21 protein-coding genes are annotated in these 20,317 nt (G+C 41.9%); 6 read left to right on the forward strand and 15 right to left on the reverse strand.

Annotated elements, in window-relative coordinates; genetic code table 11:
* Window positions 1-20: 20 nt before the first annotated feature.
* On the reverse strand, window positions 21-1,436 hold the full coding sequence (locus HC175_RS12280; RefSeq protein WP_168138798.1) for a M20/M25/M40 family metallo-hydrolase: 1,416 nt from the start codon (window positions 1,434-1,436) through the stop codon (window positions 21-23).
* A gap of 162 nt (window positions 1,437-1,598) precedes the next feature.
* Between HC175_RS12280 and HC175_RS12285 the strand changes: the two genes are divergently transcribed.
* On the forward strand, window positions 1,599-2,183 hold the full coding sequence (locus HC175_RS12285) for a hypothetical protein (protein WP_168138799.1): 585 nt from the start codon (window positions 1,599-1,601) through the stop codon (window positions 2,181-2,183).
* A 60-nt stretch (window positions 2,184-2,243) separates the two neighbouring features.
* Here HC175_RS12285 and HC175_RS12290 read toward each other — a convergent pair whose 3' ends face one another.
* The 6 genes from HC175_RS12290 to HC175_RS12315 all read right to left on the reverse strand — a co-directional run bounded on the left by HC175_RS12290 (window position 2,244) and on the right by HC175_RS12315 (window position 8,558).
* Window positions 2,244-3,407, reverse strand: a complete 1,164-nt coding sequence (locus tag HC175_RS12290; RefSeq protein WP_168138800.1) for a sigma-54-dependent transcriptional regulator — start codon at window positions 3,405-3,407, stop codon at window positions 2,244-2,246.
* Between the two features lie 4 nt (window positions 3,408-3,411).
* Window positions 3,412-4,308, reverse strand: a complete 897-nt coding sequence (locus tag HC175_RS12295) for a DUF6268 family outer membrane beta-barrel protein (protein WP_168138801.1) — start codon at window positions 4,306-4,308, stop codon at window positions 3,412-3,414.
* Between the two features lie 58 nt (window positions 4,309-4,366).
* Window positions 4,367-5,659 carry an ABC transporter permease gene (locus tag HC175_RS12300; RefSeq protein WP_168138802.1) on the reverse strand — a complete coding sequence of 431 codons (1,293 nt, stop codon included), beginning with the start codon at window positions 5,657-5,659 and terminating at the stop codon, window positions 4,367-4,369.
* A complete protein-coding gene (locus HC175_RS12305) occupies window positions 5,652-6,581 on the reverse strand; it encodes an ABC transporter ATP-binding protein (RefSeq protein ID WP_168138803.1) in 930 nt (309 codons plus the stop codon). The genes HC175_RS12300 and HC175_RS12305 overlap by 8 nt, the downstream gene beginning before the upstream one ends.
* Window positions 6,582-6,801: 220 nt before the next feature.
* Window positions 6,802-7,929, reverse strand: coding sequence for a molecular chaperone DnaJ (gene dnaJ / locus HC175_RS12310; RefSeq protein WP_168138804.1), 1,128 nt, complete (start codon window positions 7,927-7,929; stop codon window positions 6,802-6,804).
* Window positions 7,930-7,961: 32 nt separating this feature from the next.
* The gene (locus tag HC175_RS12315) at window positions 7,962-8,558 is read right to left on the reverse strand and encodes a nucleotide exchange factor GrpE (protein WP_168138805.1); all 597 of its coding nucleotides are present in this window, start codon (window positions 8,556-8,558) and stop codon (window positions 7,962-7,964) included.
* Window positions 8,559-8,712: 154 nt separating this feature from the next.
* On the opposite strand from HC175_RS12315, the gene HC175_RS12320 reads away from it, so the two are divergent.
* Complete coding sequence (locus HC175_RS12320; RefSeq protein WP_168138806.1) at window positions 8,713-9,393, forward strand: YceI family protein; 681 nt, start codon at window positions 8,713-8,715, stop codon at window positions 9,391-9,393.
* Window positions 9,394-9,421: 28 nt separating this feature from the next.
* Here HC175_RS12320 and HC175_RS12325 read toward each other — a convergent pair whose 3' ends face one another.
* The 3 genes from HC175_RS12325 to HC175_RS12335 form a co-directional block, all read right to left on the reverse strand.
* Window positions 9,422-10,342: a TIGR01777 family oxidoreductase gene (locus HC175_RS12325; RefSeq protein ID WP_168138807.1), complete on the reverse strand. Its 921-nt coding sequence runs from the start codon at window positions 10,340-10,342 to the stop codon at window positions 9,422-9,424.
* A 70-nt stretch (window positions 10,343-10,412) separates the two neighbouring features.
* On the reverse strand, window positions 10,413-11,087 hold the full coding sequence (gene mnmC2 / locus HC175_RS12330) for a tRNA (5-methylaminomethyl-2-thiouridine)(34)-methyltransferase MnmC2 (protein WP_168138808.1): 675 nt from the start codon (window positions 11,085-11,087) through the stop codon (window positions 10,413-10,415).
* Between the two features lie 2 nt (window positions 11,088-11,089).
* Window positions 11,090-11,572, reverse strand: a complete 483-nt coding sequence (locus tag HC175_RS12335; RefSeq protein ID WP_235942613.1) for a DUF4920 domain-containing protein — start codon at window positions 11,570-11,572, stop codon at window positions 11,090-11,092.
* 115 nt (window positions 11,573-11,687) lie between these two features.
* Here HC175_RS12335 and HC175_RS12340 point away from each other — a divergent pair, with 115 nt between their 5' ends.
* Window positions 11,688-12,761 (forward strand): branched-chain amino acid aminotransferase, encoded by a 1,074-nt coding sequence (locus HC175_RS12340; protein ID WP_168138809.1) that lies wholly within the window; start codon window positions 11,688-11,690, stop codon window positions 12,759-12,761.
* Here HC175_RS12340 and HC175_RS12345 read toward each other — a convergent pair.
* Both HC175_RS12345 and HC175_RS12350 read right to left on the reverse strand, forming a co-directional pair.
* The gene (locus HC175_RS12345; RefSeq protein ID WP_168138810.1) at window positions 12,758-13,768 is read right to left on the reverse strand and encodes a Gmad2 immunoglobulin-like domain-containing protein; all 1,011 of its coding nucleotides are present in this window, start codon (window positions 13,766-13,768) and stop codon (window positions 12,758-12,760) included. The genes HC175_RS12340 and HC175_RS12345 overlap by 4 nt on opposite strands.
* Before the next feature lie 140 nt (window positions 13,769-13,908).
* Window positions 13,909-14,295, reverse strand: a complete 387-nt coding sequence (locus tag HC175_RS12350; protein ID WP_168138811.1) for a pyrophosphohydrolase domain-containing protein — start codon at window positions 14,293-14,295, stop codon at window positions 13,909-13,911.
* Between the two features lie 33 nt (window positions 14,296-14,328).
* On the opposite strand from HC175_RS12350, the gene HC175_RS12355 reads away from it, so the two are divergent.
* Window positions 14,329-14,517, forward strand: a complete 189-nt coding sequence (locus tag HC175_RS12355) for a hypothetical protein (protein ID WP_168138812.1) — start codon at window positions 14,329-14,331, stop codon at window positions 14,515-14,517.
* Window positions 14,518-14,576: 59 nt separating this feature from the next.
* Here HC175_RS12355 and HC175_RS12360 read toward each other — a convergent pair whose 3' ends face one another.
* Complete coding sequence (locus HC175_RS12360; RefSeq protein ID WP_168138813.1) at window positions 14,577-16,616, reverse strand: dipeptidyl-peptidase 3 family protein; 2,040 nt, start codon at window positions 16,614-16,616, stop codon at window positions 14,577-14,579.
* A gap of 151 nt (window positions 16,617-16,767) precedes the next feature.
* Here HC175_RS12360 and HC175_RS12365 point away from each other — a divergent pair, with 151 nt between their 5' ends.
* A complete protein-coding gene (locus HC175_RS12365) occupies window positions 16,768-17,796 on the forward strand; it encodes a GyrI-like domain-containing protein (RefSeq protein ID WP_168138814.1) in 1,029 nt (342 codons plus the stop codon).
* Entirely contained in the window at window positions 17,796-18,176 is a 381-nt protein-coding gene (crcB, locus tag HC175_RS12370; RefSeq protein ID WP_168138815.1) for a fluoride efflux transporter CrcB, read from the forward strand. The genes HC175_RS12365 and crcB overlap by 1 nt, the downstream gene beginning before the upstream one ends.
* Here the strand turns inward: crcB and HC175_RS12375 are convergent.
* Both HC175_RS12375 and HC175_RS12380 read right to left on the reverse strand, forming a co-directional pair.
* Entirely contained in the window at window positions 18,143-18,760 is a 618-nt protein-coding gene (locus HC175_RS12375) for a DUF1684 domain-containing protein (RefSeq protein ID WP_168138816.1), read from the reverse strand. The two genes, crcB and HC175_RS12375, sit on opposite strands and share 34 nt — an antisense overlap.
* 19 nt (window positions 18,761-18,779) lie before the next feature.
* Window positions 18,780-20,171 carry a hypothetical protein gene (locus tag HC175_RS12380; protein ID WP_168138817.1) on the reverse strand — a complete coding sequence of 464 codons (1,392 nt, stop codon included), beginning with the start codon at window positions 20,169-20,171 and terminating at the stop codon, window positions 18,780-18,782.
* Between the last annotated feature and the right edge of the window lie 146 nt (window positions 20,172-20,317).

Consider the following 20,317-nt stretch of genomic DNA (forward strand, 5'->3'; position numbering starts at 1 on the left):
AGAAAATGCCCCTTAAACTTTTACTTAAGGATCTCTTCCTCGTTCTGGATATCATCAAAGCCATACTTATCGACCAGGTAAATGAAGGAAGCCATTGTGGCAGCTCCCAATTCAAGTTCACGCTTATTTACGGCCTCAAAAGTATCTGTCGCGGCATGGTGGTGATCGAAATATCGCTGAGAATCGGGGCGAAGTCCGGCAAGTACTGTACTTCCGTTTTTTAATGGGGAAATGTCTGCACCACTTCCTCCTTTTTCAAAATAATGAATAAGGTAAGGTTTGAATAGAGGTTTCCAGCTTTGAATTTTTTCATGTTGAGAATCTCTCGCGTCAATTGAAAAACCGCGGGGAGTGAAACCTCCCGCATCACTTTCTAAGGCAAAAATGTGATTTTCTTTTCTCATTTTTGCCTCCTCTGCATATTTGTTCCCTCCTCTTAATCCATTTTCCTCATTCATGAACAGCACTACTCTAATGGTTCTTTTTGGTCGAATACCCGCTTCCCTGAATAACCGCAGCACCTCCATGGATTGAACAACACCTGCCCCATCGTCATGTGCCCCATCTCCAACATCCCAGGAATCAAGATGGCCACCAACTACAATATATTCATCGGGACGCTCGGTTCCTTTGATCTCTCCAATAACATTGTAAGATTCCACATCTTCAAAGTTCCGGCAGCTCATCTTGTAATAAAAGTCCAGGTCTTTATTCAGTTTAAGCATACCGCTTAAATAGTCGGCATCTTTTGTGCTGATGGCAGCTGCAGGAATCCTTTTGTTGTTTGGAAGATCCCCATAGCTCATGGCACCCGTATGCGGATGGTCATCGATCTTGTGCGAGAGCGATCTCACAATGACCCCGGCTGCACCATATTTCGCTGCTTCGGCTGCGCCAGAATACCTTTGATCTACACATCCTCCATACGCACTAAAAGTATGTATAAGATCTGCTCTCATAGGTCTGTTAAAAAAGACGATCTTTCCTTCAATTTGAGGCCGACCGTATCGCGCAAGATCTTCTAATCCCTGTACTTCTATCACTTTAGCTCTAAGCCCTGTTTCGGGAGTAGCCACAGATCCACCCAAAGCTAAGATATTTACTACTGTACTGGGCCCCTCCTGAGTTTGCACATAGGCGTACTCCGGATTTCCTCTTGTCCATTTGGGAACCATTACCGGTTGGAGCCAAACCCGGTCCAGACCTAATTGCTCCAGTTCTGCTTTAGTATATTCTACCGCACGCTGGGCTTCTAAGGAACCAGATAACCTGCCGCCAATTTTGTTGGATAAATGCTCCAGCCAGGGATAGCTTTGTCCCTGAAGCAGAGAAAGATCATAGAGTTTTCTAATAGTCAGGGAATCCTCCTGCTGCTGATTCTGAGCCTGAGTAACCCAGGCAGACAAAATTATAAGAAGAGCGATTAATTTTTTCATAAGTCATGATTCTAGAGCAAATGTATAAAACCATTCCAATACCTCTCAAAAATGACGAAAAAAGACAGGATTTCCATCAGCTATGTGCGCAAAAGAATTATTTCTGAAGCCGCCGAAGTTTAACTGAACTCATTTTTTTATCTTTCGGCAAAATTTCAGGCCTTGAACAAACAGGAGATCATCAACAATGTTTCGACCTTACTCCAGGAGATCCCAACCTCCATGGAAATCGTTAAGGATGATTCAAAACGGGAAAAGCGTTTTAACTACCTGGCTACTTATATGGTGGAAAAAGCTCTAGAAAAAGATGCTTTGATCGTGTCGCCAGATGGCAAAGGGATCGCAATTTTATTTCGCACCAATAGTAAGGACAAGAACTTCTGGAAAGATACCATTATGGATCTCAAGCTTGCCTTAAATGTCACCGGCATTAAAAAAGGTTTGAAGGCAATGAAAACTCAGGGCTATGTAAAATCTCAGCGCCCTAAGGAGGGAGATTACCTCTATTGCTGGTTTTGGGGAATAATTTCTGATGCCAGGGGAAGTGATGATGCAAAAACGGCGTATGAGATGAAAAATAAATTCTATGCCATTTCCAAAGATCTGCAATTACCTATTTACGCAGAAACCAGAATTCGGCGTATTGCTATTGCTTACCAGAGATATGGGTTTGAGCTCTTTAACGAATGGGATCACCCTAGCGGAGACAAGATGTATTTTCTAAGATATTTCCCGCCGCCGAAATAGATTATACTACCGACCGAATCGAATCTCTTACTTCTGATATTTGTTAAGGAAGGAACTTTTTTATTTACTTGCGAATAGTCTTACGTCCTCTTCACTTACTTCCTGCCCTCCTAAAATGATGAGGCGTTCCACCACGTTTCTAAGTTCACGAATATTTCCCGTCCAGTTGTATTCCTTCAGAAGATCTAAAGCCTTGTCTGAAAAAGTTTTCTGATTCACTCCCTGTTCAGCCGAGATCTTTTCAGCAAAGAAATTTACGAGCAGGGGAATATCATCCCGCCTTTCATTAAGCGCCGGAACTTTAATAAGAATTACCGCCAGCCTGTGATAGAGGTCTTCCCGAAATTTGTTTTCCTCGATCTCTTTTTTAAGATCCTTATTAGTGGCAGCAATTACCCTTACATTCACTTTAATATCTTTGTCGCTCCCCACTCTCGAGATCTTGCTTTCCTGTAAGGCACGTAAGACCTTTGCCTGTGCCGACAAACTCATGTCTCCTACCTCATCAAGGAAAATGGTTCCACCATTGGCAGCCTCAAATTTACCTGCCCTGTCTTTATTTGCTGAAGTAAAAGCTCCTTTGACATGACCAAAAAGTTCGCTTTCGATCAATTCTGAAGGTATAGCTGCGCAGTTCACCTCGATCATAGGCCCCGAAGAACGATCGCTCTTTTGATGTAGCCAGTGTGCTACCAGCTCCTTCCCGGTTCCGTTGGGTCCGGTAATAAGAACTCTGGCATCTGTAGGAGCTACTTTTTCGATGATCTCCTTAATTCGGGAGATTTCCTGCGACTCCCCGATCATTTCTAAATTTTTACTCACCTGTTTCTTGAGGCGTGTATTCTCCACCACAAGCTCCTTTCGATCTAAGGCATTGCGGACCGTGTTGAGCAGCCTGTTTAGATCTGGAGGTTTGGAAATATAATCAAAGGCTCCAAGTCTCATAGTATTCACTGCAGTATCCAGATCTCCATGGCCGGAGATCATGACAATAGGTACTTCAGAATTAAGCTTTTTTACAGCTTCCAGCACTTCCACCCCGTCCATTTTTGGCATCTTAATATCACATAAGATGAGATCGTATTCCTGTTCTCTAATTTTTTCTATTCCTTCCAGCCCGTCGGCAGCTTCCTCCACTTCATAAGTATTGTTCTCCTCGCTTAAAATTTTGACCAGGACTCTTCTTATCGCTGCTTCGTCTTCTATGATGAGTATTCTTGGCATGCTCTTAAATTTTGAATTTTAATCCACTGCGGCAGTAAAAGGTGTTCACTTCATTGATCACATAGACATCATCCCTGTTGTGGTCGCGAAGACGTATGTCATTCATTAAAGTATGGCCGGCGTAGAGGTAATATACTAAATGTTTAGTAAAATTATATTCGTATCCCAAACCTCCCAGAACAATAGTCATGGAAATATTTTCGGCAACTTCCCCGCTAAGGGGCATGCTCCTGTTCTTCTGAAGATTGGCAAAAAAACCATCTAAAGTGGCAAAAGCCTGGAGATGATGTTTTTCATTAAAAGAATATTTTAAATTTGACTTTGGCACTCCTGCTGAGAAGGACCACTGTGGTGAGAATTCTCTGTAGTAATTGATCACCGGCAGCGGAAAAGGAAAACCTGAGGTTGTGGAATAGTGCAATCCCAGGATGAGTCTCCAGGGTTTATCTGCTTCACCTTCCCCAGCTCTGTCCTTAATGAAAAACACAGACCCTGTATATAAAAGATCGTCTTTGATGACCTTACCTTCTTCAAAGTTTGAAGCCAGCATTCCACCTAAAGTTGCTGCAAAACGCCAGTCATTATTCATTGGGAAGGTATAACCCAGACTGGCAGAAAAGGACTGAAATCGATCTAGTTCGTCCATACCTGAAAACGGACTCGCATCTTCATACTTAAAGTTTACATTTTCGTATTCGATTCCCGGTACCAGATAACTGCCCTCACTTCCCAGGGCGATTGGAAAATTCACAAAGCTCTTGAATCTGCGAAAGGAATTATCTGAATCTGTTTGAGGAAAATAAGTATACTCCAGGCGAGCCAGATCTGTGGACTGGGCGATGGAATTTTCTGCAGTACAAAAGAAGACTACGAAAAAGAGAAAACAGGGGTAAATTCGCATTTTTCCGATTTTAGTATAAAGTAACGGATAGTCTTTCCCGAATCCTCCAAAAAAACTCTTAATATTTAAGCCATTTGTATAATTCCTTATAACTTGGTTTTTTACCGTACATTAAAATTCCTACCCTGTATATCTTTGCGGCGATCCACACAACACCTGCAATGCTAAGAATAAGAATGCTAATTGAGATGGCTAGTTCCCACCAAGTCACCCCAAAGGGAATCCGCATAAGCATAACAATAGGTGAGGTTAGAGGGATCATAGAAAAAACAGTAGAAACTACCCCATGGGGATTTTCAATAACCGCAAAAAATCCGACATAGATCCCTAACATAAGTGGAAGGATCACAGGAAGCATGAACTGCTGCGTATCGGTTTCACTATCTACTGCCGCTCCTATTGCGGCATAGATAGCACTGTAAAGGAAATATCCTCCAATAAAATAGATCAAGAAGCTCACAAGTAACAACAACATAGGAAGCCTGGCAATATCGATCACCAGTTGTTGTAATTCATTATCTGAGATCTGTTCCATTGCCTGTTGTTGAGGCCCGTGCACAGTCGCCATGTCTACTCCCGCAATAGTAGAAATTACAGTAAGCATTATTCCTCCAAGGATCACCCATATAAGGAATTGCGTAATACCGGCAAAGGAAGTTCCAAGGATCTTTCCAAGCATGAGATGAATAGGCTTAACAGAAGATATAATGATCTCGACAATGCGATTTGTCTTTTCCTCAATGACACTTCTCATCACCATGTTTCCATAAATGATGATAAACATCATTAAAAGATAACCTGCCGCCCCGCCGAAAAACATTTTTACGTAGGTCGACATTTTTGAAGTTTTTTCCCCTGAAAAATTCTGAATACCTATATCTATTTTGGCCTGGGATGCTTCGATAAGCTCTACATCTATTCCCTGGGAAAGTAACTGTCTGTTTGTTAGTTTATCTCCTATTATTTTCTCCATTTGTGTGAGAAACCCAAAAGCAGGTGCTTCCTTTCCAAAAAATTCTATGTCGGGCACCGTATTTTGCTTCAACTGCGGAATATACAAAAGGCCGTAATATTCCTTTTCTTTCACAATCGTCTTGGCTGCATCAAGTTCCACAGCTGAAAGATCTATGTATTTTATCTCTTTTGAATCCTTAAATTCTGAAATAAATTGTCCGCTCTCATCATTAATGGCCACGACGCGTTGAGCTTCTGAATTTAGATTAACCAAGTAGGCGATAAGCACGATCATCCCAACCAGGATGAGCGGACTCACAAAGGTCATCACAATAAAGGCCTTGTTTTTTACCCTCGCCAGATATTCCCTTTTGATAATGAGTTTCAGATTACGCATTGGATGTAACTGTTTTAATAAAGATATCATTGACAGAGGGGATCACCTCCACAAAATGATTTACCTGTGCCCGTGAGGTGAGGTAGATCAAAAGGTCATTAGGAGAAGCCTGCTCGTCTATCTGGATCTTTAGTTTCAGGTCTTCGTTAATACTCTTGAATTCTGTGCTGGAAATAAGAAATTTCTCTTCAAGTTCCTTTCGTAAGTTTTGGGGATCATTTGAAAGGAGGCCTACTTCAAAGGTATTTGATTTGTAGTTGCGCTTGATCTCGTTCACTTTCCCATCCAAAAGCTTATTTCCCCTGTGAATGAGAGCCATACTGTCACACATTTCTTCCACGCTTTCCATGCGGTGGGTTGAAAAAAGGATGGTTGCGCCTTCCGCGCGAAGTTGAAGAATTTCTTCTTTGATAAGATTTGCATTTACAGGATCAAAGCCGCTAAAGGGTTCATCGAAAATGAGCAATTTAGGCTGATGTAGCACCGTCACTACAAACTGAACTTTCTGAGCCATTCCTTTAGAAAGCTCCTGTATCTTCTTTCCCCACCAGTCCTGAATCTGTAATCTCTCGAACCAGTATTGGAGACGTGCTTTAGCTTCCTGCTTTGAAAGCCCTTTTAGCTGTGCCAGATAAAGAGCCTGCTCTCCCACCTTCATAGATTTATACAGCCCGCGTTCCTCGGGCAAATAACCAATGTGCTGTATGTCCTTTGGCTGGAGAGGATGCCCATCCAGCAACATTCTCCCACTATCGGGCATGGTAATTTGGTTAATGATCCTAATAAAGGTGGTCTTTCCTGCTCCATTAGGTCCCAGCAGGCCGAAAATGCTGCCCCGAGGAATTTCCAGAGAGATATTGTTCAGTGCAGTAAATTCTCCAAATTTCTTTGAAATATTCTCTGCTACTAAAATATGATCCATAAATGAGCTTTGTGTAAATATAGAGATTTGAAGATCGGCCTTCTTCTTATTAGGAAGAAATTAAGAATCTTCGAAATGTCAAAAACGTTAGGAGGCTAAAAGCAAAACCCACCCTTAATTGCTTAAGGATGGGAAAAAAATTGCTATGAAAAAGAAAAATTTACCACTAACCTGAATTAGTGATGTTCAAATATATGCAAAAATTTTTAACAAAAACAAATTATGTAAACATATCTTTAACTTTTTCAAAAAACGATTTATCCGATTTTTCCGGCTTAGGTTGAAAGTGTTCGTCTGTCGCCATTCGCTCAAAAAATTCCCTCTGCTCGCGACTCAGAGTTTTTGGAGTCCAGACATTTACATGTACTAGAAGGTCTCCTTTTCCATATCCATTGATATTGGGTATCCCTTTGCCACGCAATCTTAATATCTTGCCAGACTGGACCCCTTCATCGATCTTAATTCGTACTTTTCCCGATACGGTTTCTATTTCCCGAGAAGTTCCAAGCACTGCTTCCGAAAGGCTTATATACAGATCATAATGCAGGTTATCCCCTTCTCTTTGAAGAAATTCATGTTCCTTTTCTTCAATTGCCACTAGAAGGTCTCCGGGCACTCCATTTCCAGGAGCATCATTCCCTTTGTTTGAAACCTTTAACTGCATGCCTTCCACTACCCCCGCCGGAATTTTTATAGAAACAGTTTCTTCTCTCATAACCAAGCCTTGAGCATCGGCATCGGCAGGTTTATGATCGATCATTTGTCCGCTACCTCCACAAGTGGTACAAGGAGAAGCCGTTTGCATTCTACCTAAGATCGTATTGGTGATCCTGGTAATTTGACCGGTTCCATTACAGGTTGAGCAGGTTTTGTATGTAGTATCCTTGGCCTGGATCTTTCGTTTTACCTTTATCTTCTTCTCAACCCCGTTGGCAATTTCCTCAAGCGTAAGCGCCACACGAATACGCAGGTTACTACCTTTCACTCTTCGCTGACCTCCACCGCCACCAAAGCCGCCAAAGCCAGAGAAACCACCTCCGCCACCAAAGGCACCTCCAAATATATCTCCAAACTGGCTAAAGATATCATCCATGTTCATTCCGCCGCCACCGCCGAAACCTCCATTTTCGAAGGCCTGGTGACCGAATCTGTCATATCTTGCCCGCTTGTCATCATTGCTCAATATTTCGTACGCTTCGGCCGCTTTCTTGAACATTTCTTCTGCCTTGGCATCTCCCGGATTTTTATCGGGGTGAAATTCGATCGCTTTTTTCCTATATGCCTTCTTGATCTCGGCTGTAGTTGCGTTCTTGCTAATGCCTAATATTTCGTAATAATCCTGTTTCATTGCTGTATGGTATGTGGGTATGAGAGGTTAAACTATTTTCCGGTCACTACTTTTGGATAGCGAATGATACGGTCCCCTAGTTTATAACCTTTTTCTACTACGTCAACAACCTTGCCCTTTAATTTATCTGACGGTGCAGGGATCTGAGTAATAGCTTCATGAATCTCTGCGTCAAAAGCATCTCCTTCCTTCACTTCCATTTGTTCAAGACCCTTTGCACGTAGCGTTTCCTTGAATTTATTGTGAATAAGTTCAACTCCCTTCAGCAGCTCTTTATCCTGGGCTTTATTGATCTCGGTCATTGCACGGTCAAAATCGTCAAGCACAGGTAACATGGAAGATATGACATCCTGCCCTGCAGTTTTAAAAAGCTCTACCCGTTCCTTACTGGTGCGACGCTTGTAATTCTCAAATTCTGCAAAAAGGCGTAAAAACTTATCTTTCTCCTTTTCCAGATCGGCTCTTAGCTGCTCTTTTTCAGAAGTTTCAGGCGCCTCCTGGTTCCCATCTCCGGCTCCAGTTTCCTTTTTATCTGCTTCCTCAATGGCATCATCAAGAATTTCCTCTACCTGGTCCTTGATATTCTCCTCTGCTGATATATTCTCCTGTTTCTCTTCTTTTTTACTCATCTGATAGTATTTTTATTCCGTGACATCAATAGGCAAAAGTACTGCCAAGAAATCTCAAATGTCAAAATGTCACCAGAAATTTTTAATATACATTTAGGAAAAAGGGAAGCTTAATATGATAATTTTACACGCTTAAACCATATTTGTATATACAATGAAAAAAAGAGTTTTAAATTTTGTACTAGTAGCAGGAATCACCCTTGGAAGTGTTGCCTGTAAAGATGATAAATCAAACCGAGTGGAACCGGGTGAAGCAGAGGAAGCAGCAGTAGCTGCCGACGAAGCTCGCACCTACGAGATCGATACTACAGCCTCAACTATTGAATGGAGAGGAACCAAACCAACAGGAGAGCATAAGGGAACTATAAGTATCCAGAATGGTAGTATCATGGCTACCACCGAAAAGGTTTCCAGTGGACGCGTCACTATTGACATGAACTCTATTAAGGTTACCGATGAAGGGATGGAAGATAAACAACGTACGAGCCTGGAGAATCATCTTAAAGGTACCGTAGAAGGAAAAGAAACTGATTTCTTTAATGTAAAGCAGTATCCGACAGCCACTTTCGAGATCACCGGTGTCTCTGAAGAAAACGGGCAAAAGTTGCTTCAGGGAAATCTTACTTTAAAGGATTCGACAAAGAACATTCAGTTTCCGGTACGTACTACTATAGGTGAAAACGAACTGACTCTAGAAAGTGAAACCTTTACTATTGACAGAACCGATTGGGGTGTAAACTACGGCTCAAAATCTGTCTTTGACAACCTGGGAGACAATTTCATTAGCGATGAAATGGAATTAACCATTAAGGTTAAAGCCAACAGAGCTCAGTAATAAAATGTTGATCCAGAAGAAAACCGGCCTAAGCGCCGGTTTTTTTGTGCATTATATCCTGGATCGCCTGCCGCAGGTTGACATGGTAAAAAGAAAAACCCTCATCCTGTATCTTCTGGCTGCTCACCAGTTGGCTGCCCAGTACTACACCGGACATTTCGCCCATTGCCAGCTTTAAAGCAAAACCCGGCACCTTAGGAAGCCAAAGTTTCTTATTCAGAGCCAGGGCAATTTCTTTAGTAAGATCTTCATTGGTTGCAGGATTTGGCGCTACACCATTGTATACTCCGCTAAGACCATTCGTAATGATGAACATAAAAATGCGAGCCAGGTCCTGAATATGTATCCACGATTGCCATTGCTGCCCCGAACCAAGGGGAGCTCCAAAATTCATTTTTACAGGTCTTATAATTTGCGGTAAAGCCCCACCATCGGCAGAAAGGACTATTCCAATCCGCACTTTGGAGACCAGCAAGCCTAACCTCTTCAGTTCGTCAGCTGCTGCCTCCCATTTCTTGCTTACCTCTCCTAAAAAATTATCTGCCAGTTCCTTTTCCTCTTCTTCATACATCTTGGTCATGGAACTTGGGTAAATTCCTATAGCACTTGCCGAAACCAGTTGCCCCACTTCATGTGGATTTTCCTTAAGCAGCTTGTGTAAAAGCTCAAGAGAGCTAATACGGCTATTAAGGATCTTGTGTTTCGCCGAAGATGTCCAGGGTTGAAAAACATTTGCCCCTGCCAGATTGATAATTGCACCTACGCCCTCCAGGCAGCGCGCATCGATTTCAGCTTTTGAAGGGTTCCAGTAATAGCCTCGAAAAGCTTCGTTTTTTTCGACCTTCTCCTTTTTTGTAGTAAGGTAATTTACATGAATGCCACTTTCATGACAAAGACGGGTGATCTCAGTTCCTACCAGGCCGGTAGCACCGGTTATTAGAATTCGCATTTTTATTGGAATTTACTTGAAATTAGAGGTAAGATAAAACCCTTTATTAAAGGTTTAACAGCCATTTGCTTTACGCCTTTGTGGCACGCAGCATTTCTCTTTTGCCTGGCGGTCCAGGCAGGCGCTCCACTGCAAATCCTGCAGCCTGCATGGCTCTTCTTACGCTGCCTTTAGCTGAATACGTCACGAGTACCCCGTTATTCCTAAGGCATTTATACATATTCACAAATACCTCCTCACTCCATAGTTCAGGTTGAACCCGAGGCCCGAAGGCATCGAAATAGATCAGGTCAAAAGCGCTTTCTTCTGAAATCTCCTTAAAAAATTTCTTCTCCTTCTGAAGCCTGAAAAATGGCGAAATCTCTTCCCTTTTTTCCCAGGCACAACTGTGAAGTTTCTCAAACAGGATGGAAGCCTTACCTCCTCCCACGGCAGCAGAATAATCCAGTAGTTCCAATTCTCTTGCCTCAACAGGATAAGCCTCCACGCCGGTGTAGTCAACCCTTAGCTTTTCATTTTCGGCTTCCAGCAGCGTGAGCAATGCATTCAAACCAGTTCCGAAGCCAATTTCCAGGATCGCTATCTTACCGGGTTTATTCTTTACAAGATAATGCTCAAGACCTGTTTTTAGAAATACATGTAAAGCCTCCTGTACAGCACCATGTTTTGAATGGTAATGTTCATTCCACTCAGGTAAAAAAATAGTATAAGATCCGTCGCCGGTTCTGGTGATCTCTCTCTTCAAAATTATTTTTTGATCTTCACTCCTTCAGCAAGAAAAGAAAGGGTTACAGAAGGTTGCGTTATTGCCGTTACTTCCTGCGGAGATTTTCCTGCATCTTCGGCATAATGCCGTTGATCTTCAACAGACATTTCGGTCACATAGGCTTTCCCCTCCATGATCACTTCCTTATTCTCTATATCTTTAGGTACGAAAAAAGCATAATCTTTAAATTTCACCATCACTTCGCGCCCATCTTCCAGCGCCACATTCATCCAGCAACCTTTTTTCTTGCAAACAGAAACCACATCGCTTTTAAAGGTAACCTGCAGTGTATCGCCAACTTTAAGGTTCTCGTACCTACTTTGCATTTGAGTAGCAGACAGTAAATTCTCTATTTTAAATTCCTCACCCACAGAAGTATACATTTCACTTTCCCCTGAATTATCCACCTGAGCAATCCCTGAAAATGTTATGAGAAATGAGCAAAACAGTAGTAAAGCATTCATTTTTTTCATCATGTTCCTGTTAAAGGTTTAGAAAATTCAAATTAAGATAAAATTAGTTATTTCACATTCCCAGAACCTGTATTTATTTCGGTAAATTTGCAGCAAATATTTGAACATGAAAAATGTACCTCTCGCAATCGATGTAGTTGAAGCAAAAGCTTCAAGGATCGATTCGGTTGATTTTGAAAATCTCATCTTTGGTAATGTCTTTGCAGACCATATGATGGAGTGCGACTATATTGATGGTCAATGGCAAAATCCAGTAATTAAACCTTATGGTCCCATTCAGCTAGATCCTTCGGCTAAAGTTTTTCATTACGGGCAGGCCATTTTTGAAGGAATGAAGGCTTTTAAAGATGATGAAGACCAGGTTTGGTTATTTCGTCCTAAAGCAAATATTGAGCGTTTCAATAAATCTTCTGTAAGACTGGCAATACCAGAATTTCCTGAAGATCTATTCCTTGAGGGCCTGGAAACACTTCTGGATATGGACCGCGACTGGGTTAAAAAAGGTTTCGGAAATTCATTATACATACGTCCATTCGTTATAGCTACAGAAAGAGGAGTTTCAGCTTCTCCTTCAAAAACTTATAAGTTCATGATCATTTGCTCGCCTGCAAAAGCTTATTACAGCGGAGAAGTGCGTGTTTTCTTTGCAGACAAATTCAGTCGCGCTGCAGATGGTGGTGTGGGCTATGCAAAGGCAGCAGGTAATTATGGAGCTCAATTCTATCCAACTAACCTTGCTAAGGAAGAAGGATATCAGCAAATTGTGTGGACCGATGCCAATTCACATGAGTACCTCGAAGAAGCGGGTACAATGAACATCTTTTTCCGAATTGGAGATAAACTTATCACTGCTCCTACCAGCGACCGCATCCTTGATGGCGTAACTCGTAGAAGTGTTCTCAAACTTGCAGAAGAATTTGGAATTGAGGCAGAGGTAAGACGCGTGAAAGTATCGGAAGTTGTTGACGCTGCTTCCAAAGGTGAGCTTAAGGAGATCTTTGGATCTGGAACTGCGGCGACTATTAATCCCGTGAGAGGTTTTGGAAATAAAGGTGAAAAATTTGAATTACCTCAACTGGAAGATTCCTATGCGGCCTTCTTTAAAAAGAAATTGATGGAGATCCAGTACAATAAAGCAGAAGACAAGTTCGGCTGGAGACATCTTGTTAAAAGAAGCTAGTTAAATTTCACAGGAACGCGAAGTATCCTGTCATTTTCTGGTTTCCCTGAAGCATTGGCGCGGTTAAATATTAAATAACCGCGCTTTTCTTTTGTTTCAAAATCCAGGTTTGCTTCAAATGGAACCCAATCTTCGGTCATCCAGTCTTCCTGTGCCTCGATATAACCTTGAGCCAGCTCCTTCCCATCTTCAGAGATCAGTCTCACCGGGGCTGTAGCTTCAAAGAACCAGAAACCTTTTGCTTTACCAGCAATTTTTATAGGTGAATTCACAACTTCATCTGCCTTTGGTGCTTCGACTTTTATTAGTTGAGAGATTTCCTCTCGTTCCCGATTAGGATCTGTAAAATATAGACTCTCTAAAATGTCATTTAGCGCCTGTTTTTTTGCTTCGGAAATCTCGCCGTAAAATTTCATTACATCTCCTCCCAAAGCATCACACTGCGCCAGAGGTATCTTTTTACCTGTATTACTACTGAAGCATTCGGCTCTAAAATCCTGAACTTCATAAAACACGAAAATATTTCCATATTCATTCCAGCCCGGAGGTGGAGAATGAAACCTGAGGCTCATGGCCCAGGCCTCTCCATTTTCGAGAAGATAAGCATAGGAATTCTGCAGGTCAAGGTCAAATGAGAGCACGAAATTTTCATTATATGTCTGAAGAGTTGTTCTTGGGCCACCTGGAGCATCAACCCCAAACCCTTCAGGCAAAACCGCGATATACAAGAAAGAGGCATCATTGTGGATCGCGAAAGGTGGGTCTTTTGGTATGTTCTGGTCGTAGAAATTTATTACAGGTGCCTCGCCCGGTAATTGTCCTTCAAAGACTTCAAAACTCGCAGGAATTTCTGCTGAAAAATGCCATTTTTGGGAGGTGTATTTTGTTGAGCTTTCAACCGGGTCGGGTACTGGCGTGGCAGGTTCCTCATGCTGCTGTTCCTTCCCTCCTGAATTTCGACAGGATATTATAATGATACCAAGTAGTAGAAAAATCAATGCTCTCATCCCTACAAGGTAATAAAAAAGAGAAACCAGAGTCAAGAATTGGGATCTAAAACCTGCGGGTGATGAACCTATTGAGTTGCAGGTTCAGGGATAAAAGCTTATTGCTTGGCAAGGTCCGCTCTTTCAATCACAGATCCTGCCTAGATTCCCATGATCTTAGCGAGATCGGGTTGTGAATAATTAGGTCCTTTCAGCACTTTACCATCCTCCCGATATACAGGTTTCCCGTCTTCGCCCAATTTGCTCATATTACTTCGTTGTATCTCGTCGAAAACCTCTTCAATTTTATGCTGCATCCCGTGTTCGATAATGGTTCCGCAGAGAATGTATAGCATATCTCCCAACGCATCGGCCACTTCCACAAGATCTCCTTTGGTAGCTGCCTCCAGATACTCCTCATTTTCTTCCTTCATGAGGGCATAGCGCAATTCTACTTTTTTGAAATCGAGCTGTGCAGTTGGTTTCTGTTGCACTCCCAATCCAAAAGCGCGGTGAAACTCCTCTACCTTCTTTAGTCTTTTTTCCATCCTAAACCTTTAAATTCGCATAAAATTAGAAAAATGTTTAGCACCGGACAGATAATTTTTGGCGTTGTGTTCTTTGTGGTTTTTGCAGCAGTGATCTTTTTCAGCTATCGCAAGGATCTAAAGCTTCATCGCAAGTACTACAAAGGTTCCCTCTATGTACTGGGCGGATTCCTGCTTTTTATACTGCTGTTATTCGTGATCAAGCATTATTTAAAAGGTTAAGCTTCGGCAAAAAAAAACCGCCATTCTTGCGAATGACGGTTTTTCTGGATCTCCTTCCATTAGTTCTCTAACGGCAGCACATCGTATTTTTCTGAATAGTCCAGCATCTGCTCTTCAAAAGAAGTAGGTTGAACAACTTTGATGGCAGTAATTTCACCATTAGCATCCATTTCGGGAACTAGAACAGGATTAACAAAACCACTATATGGAGCAGATTTGAATTGCTTGTTCCTCTCGAGAACTTCGCCATGAATTTCCTGATCTACTTTTACACCGTAATTTTCAACGAGGTCTTTTGCAGCCTGATAATCGCCTTCAGATTTGATCCTTTGAGTCTCTCTTAACAACTCCCCAAAAAGCTCACGAAGAGCAGAATAATCTGTAATATTAAAATAGGTCTTTCCGTCCTTTGAAACCTTTTCAATAATTCCCTTTTCACGACCTTTTTCGAAAACCCAGGCACTTACCCACTGACGATTTCTCATGTGTGCCTCCTCAATATCGGCTCCCGGCTCCAACCTTATTAGCTGAGTCATTAATCCATTTCGGATATAACCATCATAAGCAGCTTTACCAAGCTTTTCGTGATCATCTACCAGTCCCAGCTCTTCAAGTTTTGGATCCATTAGATAATAAAGGCCTACAAGGTCTGCTCGTCCTTCTTCCAAAGTGGAAGCATAGCTCTTCAAAGTTTCCTTGGTCTCTCCTACTCCTGGATTCAATTGGCCAGAAGCATGCCCTACCACTTCATGTAAAGCGGTGTGAAGTTTATCGGCAAGTTCGCCGTATTCTTTTTCCAAAGCAACTTCTTCCTCATCATGAGCAAATTCTTCCAGTCTTCCTGTGCTTCCCGCGTTATTATAAGCTTCAATAATATTTCCAAGAGAAACCGATTTACTACCATGCTCTTTCCTAATCCAGTTGGAATTTGGAAGGTTTACACCAATTGGAGTAGCCGGAGAAGCATCTCCAGATTCACCTGCAACTATTACGGTTTTATAAGTTACTCCCACAACAGAATCCTTTTTATGTTCTTCCATTAGTGGGGCATTGTCTTCAAACCACTGAACATTCTTTTCGAGCACGCTCATCTTTTCACTCATGTCGAAATCTTTGATCTGCACAATGTTCTCGTAGGAACCTGTGTAGCCAAGAGGATCATTGTAAACTTCGATGAAACTGTTGATGTAATCAATGTTACCTTCTGTAGCCTCTACCCATGCGATGTTATAGTCATCCCAGGTCTTAAGATCCCCACTCTTGTAATATTCGATCAATAGCCCCAGAGCATCGGCCTGTTTTTGATTCTCGGCAACACCCTGTGCTTTTTCCAACCAGAAGATGATCTTGTCTATAGCCGCACCATACATGCCTCCACTTTTGTATACTTTCTCAACCAGCTGTCCATTCTCCTTTACAAGTTTAGAGTTAAGGCCAAAGGCAAAAGGTCTGTTTGGATCTGGAGATTTTTTATTTGCATAGAATTGCTCCACATCTTTTGCGGTAATCCCTTCTCCGTAAAAATTCACTGCAGAACCTTCAATCAAACCTTTGCTTTCATCAAGGTTCACCTTCTTCATGTCCTTATCATTGAAGATCACTTCATATGCATCTCCTGTAAGTTCGGTTCCAGTTTCAGCTAACAAGCTATCAAAATAGGTCTTGCTGAAAACAGGTTTTAACTTGTCCATTGAGTAATGATGGTGAATTCCGTTTGAGAACCATACCCTCTTCAGGTAAGTCTCAAAGTTTTTCCAGTCTTCTGAAGATTTGTCGCCTTCGTAGTTCGTGTAGATATTTTCTAAGGCTTCACGAATTTTGAGGTTGTGTTTGTAGTTCTGGTCCCAGATAATGTCCCGACCAGCCAACCCGGCTTCAACTAGATAATAAACCAGTTTTTGTTCCTTCAGGGAAAGGTCTTCCCAGCCAGGGATCTGGTAACGCAGTACTTTGACATCGGCAAATTCGTCTACCTGATAATCAAAATCATCAGAAGCAGCAACTTCACCAACGGCCGCAGGATTTTCAACTCCCGCATCTGCACAAGAAAGCAGTACTGTTGAAAACAAGAACAACAGCAAATACAATTTAATTTTCATTTTTAAATAATTAAGGGTTTTTGGAATATGAACTGCCGAAAAACATTGAGCTTAATTTCAGAAGCTTTTAAGGCAATTCTTAACAAATGTAAGAATTAGCGTATTCAATTTATTTATATTAGCGTATTAAATACAACAACCTGCCACCCCCATGAAAATAATCAAGTACCTCTTATTTCTCTTTCTTATCATTTTTATTGCCGGCTCGATTTACGTAGCGACAAAAGACGGGGAATTTACAACAGAATCCAGCCGACTTGTTAATGCCCCTGCTCCTATGCTCTTTAGAGAAGTAGCAGATCTTTCTAACTGGAAAAGCTGGGAGGCCTGGAGCGAAAAAGAAGGAATGATCATGGACGTTTCCGGAAATTCTTCTGGCCAGGATGCTTCTCTTACCTGGCAGGCCGAAAATATTCGGGATGGTAGGATCCAGAATATTTCAGTAATTCCTTTTAGTCAGATTGAACAGAACCTTGTGATGCAAACCATTATTGGAGAAGCCGAAGGTCGTATCCACTGGACCTTCACTCCCGAAGGAGATCAAACCAGGGTTAGCTGGAAACTTGAAGGCGAACAAAGCTTTAAGGATAAACTTGCCTTTACGGTTCAGGATCATGACCTTGCAGAAGTATTTCAACCCATCTTTGAACAAAGCCTTGAAAATCTTGAGCAAAACGTCATTCAAAAAATGGAAGCTTATTCCATCAATGTAGACGGCGTGACCCAGCATGGCGGTGGTTACTATATGTTCACCACCACAGCCTCGAGGATGGGTGAAGTGAGCGCAAAAGCTGCCAGCATGATAGAACAGGTAAGGATCTTTATGCAGCAGAACAATATTTCCATAAGCGGGCAGCCTCTTATTATTTACAATCAGCGGGATGATTCCAACGGCACCACTATTTTTTCGACAGGTGTGCCCACTCCAAGTCAGGTCATCACTCCTTCGGGAAGTGAAATTCTAAGCGCTTATCTTGAGCCTCAAAAAGTGGTGAAAACCACCTTGAAAGGACATCATAAAAATTCTGCTGAGGCGTGGGAACGCACCTACAGGTATATAGAAGACAATAACCTAATGGTGAACCCACAAGGCCAGCCTTTTGAAATTTTTATAACAGATCCAACCCAGGTAGAAAACCCTGCGCTTTGGGTCACAGAGATCTATATTCCGGTAGAGTAATGAAACAGGTGTTCCTGGTATTTTTAGGCGGTGGTGCCGGCAGTGTTTTAAGGTATCTGGTTTCCAGCAACTTAAATCCGGCATATAATCTTCCAATGGGAACCTTTCTGGTTAACATCACCGGAAGCCTCATCATAGGCCTGGTACTGGGGTTAGGATTGAAACAGGAGCTGCTGTCTCCAAACACGAGCTTGTTTTTAGCAACCGGCTTTTGTGGTGGATTTACTACTTTTTCGGCATTCAGTTATGAAAACCAGCAGTTATTAAAAACCGGAGATTTTCTTCACTTCGGAATATACGCTGCAGGAAGTATTGTTTTGGGTATTGCTGCAGTTTTACTGGGACTTTATTTAGCCCGACTCCTGGAAGGTTTTTTATAGTCCTTCACTCCCGCATTTATTGCAAGCTCTAGATCATTCTCCTTTGGCGGAATAGGGCAGGAATATTTCCCGCTATAGGCGCAGTAAGGATTGTATGCTTTATTAAAATCGAGCATTACAATTTTACCTTCCGGAATCTTTAGGTCCACATATCTGCCTCCGGCGTAGGATGTATTGCCATTGGTAAGGTCTGTAAAAGGTAAAAAAAGATAATCCTTATATTCTTCCTTCCTGTTTAGATCCTGACTTTGATATACATTCAGCTTGTATTCCCTGTTGTTCAGGCTAAAATAAAGCTCTCCATACTTCACATAAACCGGTTTTCTTTCGGTAGTTGTTGGCATTTCAAAGGGAGTTTCATTAGGAGTTCTCAGAAATTCAGCCTCAACACGAAAAGCGGGATTATCTGGAAAGAACTCTAACGAACTAAAAGCCTGGCGCTCCTTTTCCGATAACGGACTTTTCTCCGGATCCTTAAATTCTGAATTTATTTTATTTCTGAAAACAATGACAGAAGGATCTGCATTTTCCTGGGCCAAGGAGAAAAGGGGGATACATAAAAAGAAGAGGGTCAAAAATCGCATTTTTGGAAGGTATTTTTAATTAGTGAAACTTTGAAGTTCCTAAGTATTTTTCGATGATCGAGTTATATTCTGGAGTCAAGCGTAACCCAAGTGTTCCTTCGATCTTGTATAAAGCCTGCATATCTTTAAAGCCGTGCTTGAGCATTTCTTCAAGATAGAAATAAGCAGTTTGAAAATCGTTATCCTGCGCACTTAGGGAAATGATCTCTTTATAAGCATCAAATGCCTGTGGATCAAAAATGGTATGGAGCATGTTGGCCAGCAATTTGCTTTCCAGAGAACTCGTTCTGTCCTCTTTTAAAGCAGATCTCTTTAAGCGTGCGTACTCCTTTATAAAACCCTTTAGCCTTACAGCCATTTTGTCTTCGGCATTATTTCTTTGTGAGAGGGAGTCGAGCTGAATTTTCTGATAATTCCACCACCCGAGATTTTCAAAGTTTGAAGAGCGAATGTCGTCTTCCATGTAGTAAATAAAATCGTCCATAAGACGCGATTCCTTTTGAGAAATCTCGTTCTGCTCTCTTTTTTGAAGAGAGTAATTTCTGGACCTCGAAAGCTGGTCCTGCTGAGACCTGAGTTGGGAGTTATCTATTAGATCATCATACTTTTCCTCCATTATATCGAGAAGGTTTTCTGCATTGAGGAGCTGATTGAGACTCATGAGCTTATTAACCCTGGCTAAATCCTGTTGATACAGGTTTTCGATCAACTGCCTGTCAACAGGTCTTTTCCCTTTGCGCATGGCATCCAGGGAAAGGGAGGCTACTGCGCTGTTAATGATCTCAGGGCTGGGCCACTCTTCATTACCATCATAGGTATAGACCTGGCTGGGAAATTTTAGCCGCGCCAGGAGATCTGCCGTATGGTTCATTTCTGCAACAGAGAACTGCTCATCTCCCACAATTCCTATAAAGGCAAAATTCTTTCTTTCGTCAAGCAAATTGAAATTCAGCCAGTGATCGCCAACGGCAACTACTCCGTGGATATTATCAAATATGAGAGGAAATGAGCTGGCAACTTTGGCTCCGGTCATCGATCCGGAGGTGGAAACCTGCTGAAAGTCTACTGGTAAGATGGCTGTTACATACTGCAGTAGTCGGCTGGCAATCATAACATTTTCTTCCAGATCATTTTGATCACTAATATCATTGGAAGACACCAGCAAGTAGCCCTGCTCCTCGGCAGCCAACCTGAACAGATGTGCGGCAGATTTTCCTCTGCCTTCCCCATCGAAGATCAATAGCATTGGCCATTGTTTTCCATTTTCATAAGCTAGCGGAAGATATAGAGAATAACTTTCTTCAAGGCTGTCCCCAACCTTGAGATCGTCTATTACCACACCTTTTTTCACTAAAAAATCCTGAGCTGAAAGCTGCAGGCTCAGGAATAAAAAAAAGAGGAGCTGTTTCATGCAATTAAGGTAAGAAAATTTCTAAAACGCAAAGGTGGAAAACTTTTCAAGCCTCAGGTTTAGAAATGAGCAGAATAGGAATTTTTCCTCCACGAAGAAAGAGCATTCTTAAAATCGGACAATAAAAAAAGCCTTACATTGCTGTA

The organism is Salinimicrobium oceani (genome assembly GCF_012037645.1).